Annotated in this window: 5 protein-coding genes; 3 read left to right on the top strand and 2 right to left on the bottom strand. The window is 63.9% G+C overall.

Features of this window, described 5'->3' with window-relative positions:
- Positions 1–244: 244 nt before the first annotated feature.
- Complete coding sequence (locus tag EN943_RS38890) at positions 245–367, bottom strand: hypothetical protein (protein WP_281060868.1); 123 nt, start codon at positions 365–367, stop codon at positions 245–247.
- Between the two features lie 34 nt (positions 368–401).
- On the opposite strand from EN943_RS38890, the gene EN943_RS32035 reads away from it, so the two are divergent.
- The 3 genes from EN943_RS32035 (at position 402) to EN943_RS32025 (ending at position 5,612) form a co-directional block, all read left to right on the top strand.
- Positions 402–1,076, top strand: a complete 675-nt coding sequence (locus EN943_RS32035; protein ID WP_023812818.1) for a response regulator transcription factor — start codon at positions 402–404, stop codon at positions 1,074–1,076.
- Between the two features lie 109 nt (positions 1,077–1,185).
- Positions 1,186–2,664 carry a HAMP domain-containing sensor histidine kinase gene (locus tag EN943_RS32030; protein ID WP_127416006.1) on the top strand — a complete coding sequence of 493 codons (1,479 nt, stop codon included), beginning with the start codon at positions 1,186–1,188 and terminating at the stop codon, positions 2,662–2,664.
- Positions 2,664–5,612: a bifunctional [glutamine synthetase] adenylyltransferase/[glutamine synthetase]-adenylyl-L-tyrosine phosphorylase gene (locus EN943_RS32025; RefSeq protein WP_127416005.1), complete on the top strand. Its 2,949-nt coding sequence runs from the start codon at positions 2,664–2,666 to the stop codon at positions 5,610–5,612. Before EN943_RS32030 ends, EN943_RS32025 begins: the two co-directional genes overlap by 1 nt.
- Positions 5,613–5,705: 93 nt before the next feature.
- On the opposite strand, the gene EN943_RS32020 is transcribed toward EN943_RS32025, so the two are convergent.
- Positions 5,706–8,027 (bottom strand): PAS domain-containing sensor histidine kinase, encoded by a 2,322-nt coding sequence (locus EN943_RS32020; RefSeq protein ID WP_127416004.1) that lies wholly within the window; start codon positions 8,025–8,027, stop codon positions 5,706–5,708.
- Positions 8,028–8,211: the final 184 nt, after the last annotated feature.

Raw genomic sequence — 8,211 nt, 5'->3', positions numbered from 1 at the left:
CCCGCGACGACACCAATCGTTTCGTCGCGCTGCCCGTCGCCAAGGGCTGAGCTCGGCCCCGGAGCGTTCTCTCGGCCTTTCCAGGTGGGTGAGGGCGTTCCGGCGGCAAGTTGGACTTTTCCACTGCGCCGGTTTCAACACCCCCGAGCCGCCGTACGGGAAAGCATGGAGGAGTGCGCGTTAGTCAGTCATCGCGCCTTCCCCCGGCGGCAGCGGGCTTCCCATCGCCCGCTGCCGCACACTTTCAAAAGCGCTTCAGCGATCCGATGCCAACGACATCGGCAGCGAGCAGCTTTATCGCGCACTGCTTCGAGCGACCTTGATCGCGATGCGCTTTGGCAAAGGCCACAATGCAGATGTCTGCCACTCAACCTTCCGGCGAAATCGCGTATAACAGCCCCATGAAGATTCTCGTCATAGAAGACGATCGCGAGGCTGCGGATTACTTGCAGAAAGCCTTTGCCGAGGCCGGTCACACCGCGCATGTCGCCGGTGACGGCGAAACCGGCTTTGCGCTCGCCGACGCCGGCGACTACGACGTGATGGTGATCGACCGGATGATGCCGCGTCGCGACGGCCTGTCCGTCATTGCCGGTCTCCGGTCCAGGGGCAACACGACGCCGGTGCTGATCCTGTCGGCGCTCGGCGAGGTCGATGACCGGGTCACAGGTCTGCGCGCCGGCGGCGACGATTACCTGACAAAGCCGTATGCCTTCTCCGAGCTTCTGGCCCGGGTCGAGGTTCTGAACCGTCGCGCCAGCGCCAAGGAAGCCGAAACCGTCTACCGCGTCGGCGATCTCGAACTCGACAGGCTGTCGCATTCGGTCCGCCGTGCGTCACGCGAGATAACGCTGCAACCGCGTGAATTCCGTTTGCTCGAATATCTGATGCGGCATGCCGGCCAGGTGGTGACGCGCACCATGCTGCTGGAAAATGTCTGGGACTACCACTTCGATCCGCAGACCAATGTCATCGACGTCCATGTCTCCCGGCTGCGCGGCAAGATCGAGAAGGGCTTCGACAAGCCCATTCTGCATACGGTTCGCGGCGCCGGCTATATGCTGAAGAGCGGCTAGAGTATGATCCCGAAAAGTGGGAACCGGTTTTCGGAAAAGATCATGCTCCAACAAAGAGCTAGATCAGCATGACGATTCGACCAAACGCCATGCTGATCTAGGCGGCAGCATGGCTCTTTCCGTGCCAGCCATCATGAAGACGACGGCAGCGCGGCTTTCGGCGCTCTACTTCCTGCTCTTCGCGCTCTGCGCGGTGGCGCTGGTCTTCTACATGACCTCGCTGTCGGCGCGAATGCTGACCGCGCAGACACAGGAGACCATCAATGACGAGGTGCTCGGTCTGGCTCGCGCCTATCAGCGCGGCGGCCTGCCGGTGCTGGTCCGCGTCGTCGAAGCGCGCTCGCGCCAGCCTGGCGCAAACCTCTATCTGATCGCCGACGCCAACGGACAGATCCTGACCGGCAATGTGCAGAGCCTCGAACCTGGCGTTCTCGAAACCGAAGGCTGGACCAGCAGTCCGTTCTCTTATCAGCGCTTTGGCGAGGGAGAGCTCGAGCGCCTGCGCAACCTTCCCGCCGAGCAGGGTACCACCACCCAATCCGAGCAGAACGATGCGCAGGCGCAGGGCGAAAAGGGCCACAACGCCATTGCGCTGGTGCTGCGGTTGCCGAACCAGATGATCATGCTGGTCGGCCGCGACCTAGGCGAGCCGGAACGGTTTCGTGCGGTCATCCGCCGTGCGCTGATGTTGGCGCTCGGCATGATGGGGCTTGGCGGATTGCTGATCTGGTTTTTTGTCGGCCGCGCCGCGCTGAAGCGCATCGATAGCGTGTCGAAAGCCAGCCGTCGCATCATGGGTGGCGATCTGTCGGGCAGGCTGCCGGTGACGGGGGCTGGCGACGAGTTCGACCGGCTCTCCGAAAATCTCAATGCCATGCTGGCCAGGATAGCCACGCTCAACGAAGGCTTGAAGCAGGTTTCCGACAACATCGCGCATGATCTCAAGACGCCGTTGACCCGGCTGCGCAACCGGGCCGAAGCGACGCTTTCGGGCAAGCAAAAGCCCACCGACTACCGGCAGGCGCTGGAAGGCACCATTGCCGAGTCGGACCAGCTGATAAAAACCTTCAACGCCATCCTGATGATTTCCCGGCTGGAGGCTGGCTACTCCTCGGAGAACACCAGTCGCGTCGATCTGGCGGAGGCCGTGCGCGATGTCGTCGAGCTCTACGAGCCGGTGGCGGAAGAGGCAGGCGTGTCGCTGGAAGCAGCCGTGAGCGAGGCGGTGTCCGTCAACGGCAACCGCGAACTGATCGGTCAGGCGCTGTCGAACATCGTCGACAACGCCATCAAATATTCGACGGGCGCCAGTGCCCAGCCGGCGGTGCGCGTCACGCTTGAGCGAGCCGGTGCGGACGTCTGCCTGTCGGTTGCCGACAATGGCCACGGCATTCCCGACGATGGCGACCGCGCGCGCGCCACGGAACGTTTCGTGCGGCTGGAGAAGAGCCGTTCGCAGCCGGGTTCCGGTCTTGGCCTCAGCCTCGCCAAGGCGGTCATGACATTCCACAAGGGCCGGCTTGAACTCTTGCCTGGCAATCCTGGATTATCCGTGGTCATGAGTTTCCCAGCACGGGAGGATCACTGATGAGCACGGCTGCGAGGGCGAAAGATTGGCTGCTGAAGCCGGCTGCCAGGCTTGCCCCGCTGGACGAGGACCGTGCGCGGCTGGAACTGGCTGAGATCGCTTCCGCCGCACGTGATGAAGGGTTGACGCGGCTGGCCAAGTTCCTGGCCGGCAAAGGGGAGGGCCAGGATTTTCTCGCCGCCGTCTTCGATCTGTCGCCATTCCTGCGCGATACGGCACGTCGGCGGCCGCAAATCCTGGACGGGCTGTTCGACCAGCCCGTCGAGGCTCGGCTGAAAGCGATCGGCGCCGCCATCGACCAGGCGCATTTGGCGGAGACCCTTTCGGAATCCGGCCTGATGATGGAGCTGCGCCAGTGGAAGGCGGAGGCGCATTTCCTGATCGCGCTCGCCGATCTTGCCGGCGAGGCCGAAACGGCGCTGACGGTCCGGCGGTTGAGCGACCTCGCAGACGCCTGTACCCGTGCGGCCGTCGACTTCCTGCTGCGCGACGCCCATGGCCAGGGCAAACTCAAACTGCCGGACGTCGGCAATCCGTCGAAACGGTCGGGCTGGATCCTGCTCGGCATGGGCAAGCTCGGCGCGCATGAGCTGAATTTCTCCTCAGACATCGATCTGGTGGTTTTCTTCGATCCGGAAGCACCAGCGGTCGTCGACCCGCTCGACGCCACCGAATTGTTTTCGCGCCTGACGCGCCGCCTTGTGCGCATCCTGCAGGACCGCACCGAGCACGGATATGTCTTCCGCACGGATCTGAGGCTGCGCCCCGACCCCGGTTCGACACCGCTGGCGATCCCGGTCGAAGCGGCACTGCGCTACTATGAGGCGCGCGGCCAGAACTGGGAGCGCGCCGCCATGATCAAGGCGCGTCCGGTGGCCGGCGATCTGACCGCGGGCGCTGCCTTCCTCAAGGAACTCCAGCCCTATATCTGGCGCAAATACATGGACTACGCGGCGATTGCCGACGTCCATTCGATCAAGCGCCAGATCCACGCCCACAAGGGCCATGGCGAGATCGCGGTCAAGGGCCACAACGTCAAGCTCGGCCGCGGCGGCATTCGCGAGATCGAGTTCTTCGTCCAGACCCAGCAGCTCATCGCCGGCGGACGCTTTCCTGAACTGCGTGGCCGCGAGACCGTGCCGATGCTCGGCCAGCTCGCCGCGCGCGGCTGGATCACCGCCGAGGCGCGCGATGCGCTGGCTCGTCAGTACTGGTTCCTGCGCCGCGTCGAACATGCAGTGCAGATGGTTGCCGACGAGCAGACGCACACGCTGCCGGAAGATGATGAAGGCTTGGAGCGCATCGCCCGCATGCTCGCCTTTGCCGATGCTTCTGCCTTTTCCCAAGCGTTCCGCGCCTCGCTGCAGCAGGTCGAACGCCACTACGCGGCACTGTTCGAAACAGCCCCCGAACTGTCGACAGGCATCGGCAATCTCGTCTTCACCGGCGATGTCGACGATCCCGATACGCTGCAGACCTTGCACGGCCTCGGCTTTCAGCGGCCAAGCGACATCTGCCGCGTCATTCGTGGCTGGCATTTCGGCCGCTATCGCGTCACCCAGTCGGCGGAAGCGCGCGAGCGGCTGACGGAATTGACGCCGGCGCTGCTGCGCTCCTTCGGCCAGACACGCCGGGCCGACGAAGCGCTGATGCGCTTCGACGAGTTTCTCGCCGGCCTGCCGGCCGGCATCCAGCTGTTTTCCCTGCTGCAGTCCAATCCAGCCCTGCTGAAGCTCCTGGCGACGATCATGGGCGCCGCGCCCCGGCTGGCAGCGATCATCACGCGCCGACCGCATGTCTTCGATGGTTTGCTGGATCCCGCCTTGCTGACGGAGCTACCGGACCGCGCCTATCTGTCGGCGCGGCTTTCCGCCTTTGTCGAGGGCGACCGGCTTTATGAGGACGTGCTCGACCGGCTGCGCATCTTTGCCTCCGAGCACAAATTCCTGATCGGCGTCCGGCTGCTCGCGGGCTCGATCGATCCGGCGCGCGCCGGCCGCGCCTTTTCCGATCTGGCGGACCTCACCATCGAGGCTGCGTTGCAGGCGGTGACGGCCGAATTCGCGGCGCGCCACGGCACCATTGCCGGCGGCGTGGTTTCGCTGCTCGGCATGGGCAAGCTCGGCAGCCGCGAGCTGACCGCCGGATCGGATGTCGACCTGATCCTGCTCTACGACCACGCGCCGGATGCCGAAGAGTCCGATGGCGACAAGCCGCTGGCGCCCTCGCATTACTACACCCGCATGACGCAGCGGCTGATCGCGGCCGTATCGGCACCGACGGCCGAGGGCGTGCTCTACGAACTCGACCTGCGCCTGCGGCCATCCGGCAACAAGGGTCCTGTGGCCACACATATCGATGCCTTCAAGAAATACCAGCGCCAGGAAGCCTGGACCTGGGAGCACATGGCGCTGGCCCGCGCGCGCGCCATAGCCGGCGACGCCAGCCTGTGCGGCGAGGTTGAAGCGGAGGTGGCGGCGGTGCTGGGCCAGCCGCGCGATGCGGCAAAAGTGAAGGCCGAGGCCGCGGAGATGCGGGCCATGATCGAGAAGGAAAAGCCGCCGCGCGACCTCTGGGATATCAAGCTTATTCCCGGGGGGTTGATCGATCTGGAATTCATCGCCCAGGTGGCCGTCATTACCGGGCAGGTCGAGACCGGGCGCCGCGCCACCGGTACGGCCGAGATCCTGTCGCGCCTCGAACCCGGCTTCGCCGATGCCGGGATAAGACAAGAGCTTGGCGACGCCTATACGTTCTATCTGGCGTTGACCCAGATGACGCGGCTGTGCCTCACCGGAGCCTTCGAGCGCGACGACGTTCCGCCGGGGCTTTCGGATCTGCTTCTGGCGGTGACCGACCTGCCGGATTTCGGTGTGCTGGAAGCACACCTCAAGGAGACGTCGCAGAAGGTCCGGAAGGATTTCGATCTTTTGCTTCGTACGGGATGACCGTGAAGCGGTCGTTCGGAGTATCGGACAAAAATGAGACCCTGTTTGGGAAAATCCGATGCTCAAGCAAAGAGATAGAGCCGGCGGAAAATCTCACGCTGCAACCTTGACGGCCAGCACGGCCCTCTTCACCGGAATGCGCACCGACACGATCGTGCCGACACCTTCGCTCGACCGGATCTTCAGCGCGCCGCCCTGAAGCTCGGCCAGCGAACGTGAGATGGCAAGGCCAAGGCCAGACCCGGCATGGCTCTTGGAGAACTGGTTCTGCACCTGCTCGAAGGGCCGTCCGAGCTTGCCGAGCGCCTCCTTGGGGATGCCGCAGCCATTGTCCTCGATCGTCAGCACCAACGCGCCGGATGTGTTGCGGGCCCTGACCGATATGTGGCCGCCCTGGCCGGTGAACTTCACCGCATTGGACAAAAGGTTGATGACGATCTGCTTGATCGCACGGCGATCGGCGACCAGCGTCAGCGCATCGGCAATGCGCGTTTCCACGGTGATGGCCTTTTGCGCCGCCTGCAGCGAAACGACGCGTACGGTTTCGCTGATCAGCGGGCCGAGGTCGATCTCTTCCCGGTCCAGAGAGAACTGGCCGGCCTCGATCTTGGACATGTCGAGAATGTCGTTGATGACGCCCAGCAGATATTTGCCGCTGCTGTTGATGTCGGTGGCATATTCCTCGTAGCGCTCCGATCCGAGCGGGCCGAACAGCCCCTGTTCCATCAGTTCGGAGAAGCCGATGATCGCGTTCAGCGGCGTGCGCAACTCATGCGACATGTTGGCCAGGAATTCGGATTTGGCCCGGTTCGCCGCTTCGGCGCGTTCGGTTTCCTTCATGTATTTGCGGTTGAGGTCGACCAGTTCGCGCGAACGCTCCTCTTCGGCCCGCCGCGCTAGGCTGAGATCATGGATCGTTGCCATCAGCCGTCGCTCGCTGTCGACCAGCTTCTCCTGGTGCAGCTTGATCTGGGTGATGTCGGAACCGACCGAGACGATGCCGCCGTCCCGGGTCTTCAGTTCGTTGACCTGCAGCCATCGGCCATCGGCCAGCTGCCGCTCGAAAGTGGCGCCGCCCTGCAAGCCGCTGGTGTGGGCAAGCCGCCGTTCGGAAGCAAAGGCCAGCATGCGTTCCTCCAGCGCCGCGCGCGCGGTGCCCGGCATCACGTCGCGGTCCGAAAGCCCGTTGTCCTGCTGGTATTTGGAATTGCACATGATCAGGCGCTGCGTCGAATCCCACAGCACGAAGGATTCGTTGATGTTCTCGATCGCCGTTCTGAGGCGAAGGTCGGCAGCCTCGGACCGCAGCGCCAGATGACGCTGTTCGGTGACGTCGACGGCAATCCCGATCAGCTGGATCTCCGGCGCTTCCGGATCGATGACCTGTGCCCGTGCGCGCATCCAGACCCATTGGCCGTCGGCATGGCGCATGCGGAACACCTGGTCGATGTGGTCGATCTCGCGTGCGACGATTCTGTTGGCGAGCTCGAACAGGTCGCCGTCCTCGGGATGGATGATCTGATCGACCTCGCCGAAGGACAACATCGTGTCGCAGGGCTTGTAGCCGAGCATATCGTACATCGAGCGTGACCAGTACATCTTGCCTCGCACCATGTCCCAGTCCCACAGGCCGCAGCGGCCGCGAACCAGGGCCATGTCGATGCGCTGATGCGCTTCGAGGTAGATGCGGTCAGCCGCCTGCGCACGTGCCGCCTGGCCGAAATAGGCATAGAGGATGACGATCAGCACACCGGCCGTCAGCACGAACAGGGTGACGTTCAGCGAAACCGTCTTGCGCCAGGCATCGAAAACCGCGTCCTGTGGCACCAGGGCCGCCGATGCGCCCTTTCCGCCATTCGCCAGGCTGACCGCCGCGTACCAATCCCGTCCGTCGATGTTGACGTCCATGACGCCGGCACGATCGCCGAACATGAACAAGGGCTGGCCGCCCTCGACGAGGCCGTCGAGCGAATGGCCCTGCCATGGCATCGAGCGCGGCGTCACCGCGACGATCTTGAAAGCGCTGTCGGTGATGACAAGCACATGGCTGCGGCCCATCGCGCCCTGACGGCTGGTGGTCTCCAGCAGATCCTGTATGGCGCCGGGCACCGTTTCCGAGGTGGTGGCGAGCGAACTTGCCAGCTGGCCCGACGCCAGCGTCAGGATCGCCTTGGCATTGCGCTCGACATCGTCGCGCTCGTTCATCAGCGACAGCACACGCAGCGCCGCGATGACGATCAGGAAGGTGATGATGAGGACGGGTATCGATCGGCGCAGCAGCGGCTCGGCGGCCAGAAGCCGCCGGTAGGCCGGTTCGGCGATGAGCCGCGTATTCCCGGCAAGACCGTCGCCGCGCGTCTCACGATGCGCAAAAACCGTCCCTCCGGGCGCGCCCCACGCGTCCGCCTTCGCCATAAATGGCACTCCCCGAATTTGCCTATGCTGCTTGGTGATCCGGCAAACGCCGCACATCCGAATCGTCAGTAAAGAATCAAAGGTGATTCGCCTTGTCCAGTGGTCCGGCGAAAAAAGATTAAAAATCGACTAAAATAATGCCGATGTGGCTGCCCTCCCTCCCACTTGAGGGGAGGGTGGACAG

The organism is Mesorhizobium sp. M7A.F.Ca.US.006.01.1.1 (assembly GCF_003997935.1).
In the GTDB taxonomy this organism is placed as follows: domain Bacteria; phylum Pseudomonadota; class Alphaproteobacteria; order Rhizobiales; family Rhizobiaceae; genus Mesorhizobium.
The sequence above is the reverse complement of the archived record's forward strand: the minus strand, read 5'-3'. Positions and strand labels throughout refer to the sequence as shown.

What these genes read in the sequence shown, in the direction of transcription:
- EN943_RS32035 (WP_023812818.1), top strand. Translation starts at nt 402, where the DNA reads ATGAAGATTCTCGTCATAGAAGACGATCGCGAGGCTGCGGATTACTTG.
- EN943_RS32030 (WP_127416006.1), top strand. Translation starts at nt 1,186, where the DNA reads ATGGCTCTTTCCGTGCCAGCCATCATGAAGACGACGGCAGCGCGGCTT.
- EN943_RS32025 (WP_127416005.1), top strand. Translation starts at nt 2,664, where the DNA reads ATGAGCACGGCTGCGAGGGCGAAAGATTGGCTGCTGAAGCCGGCTGCC.
- EN943_RS32020 (WP_127416004.1), bottom strand. Translation starts at nt 8,027, where the DNA reads ATGGCGAAGGCGGACGCGTGGGGCGCGCCCGGAGGGACGGTTTTTGCG.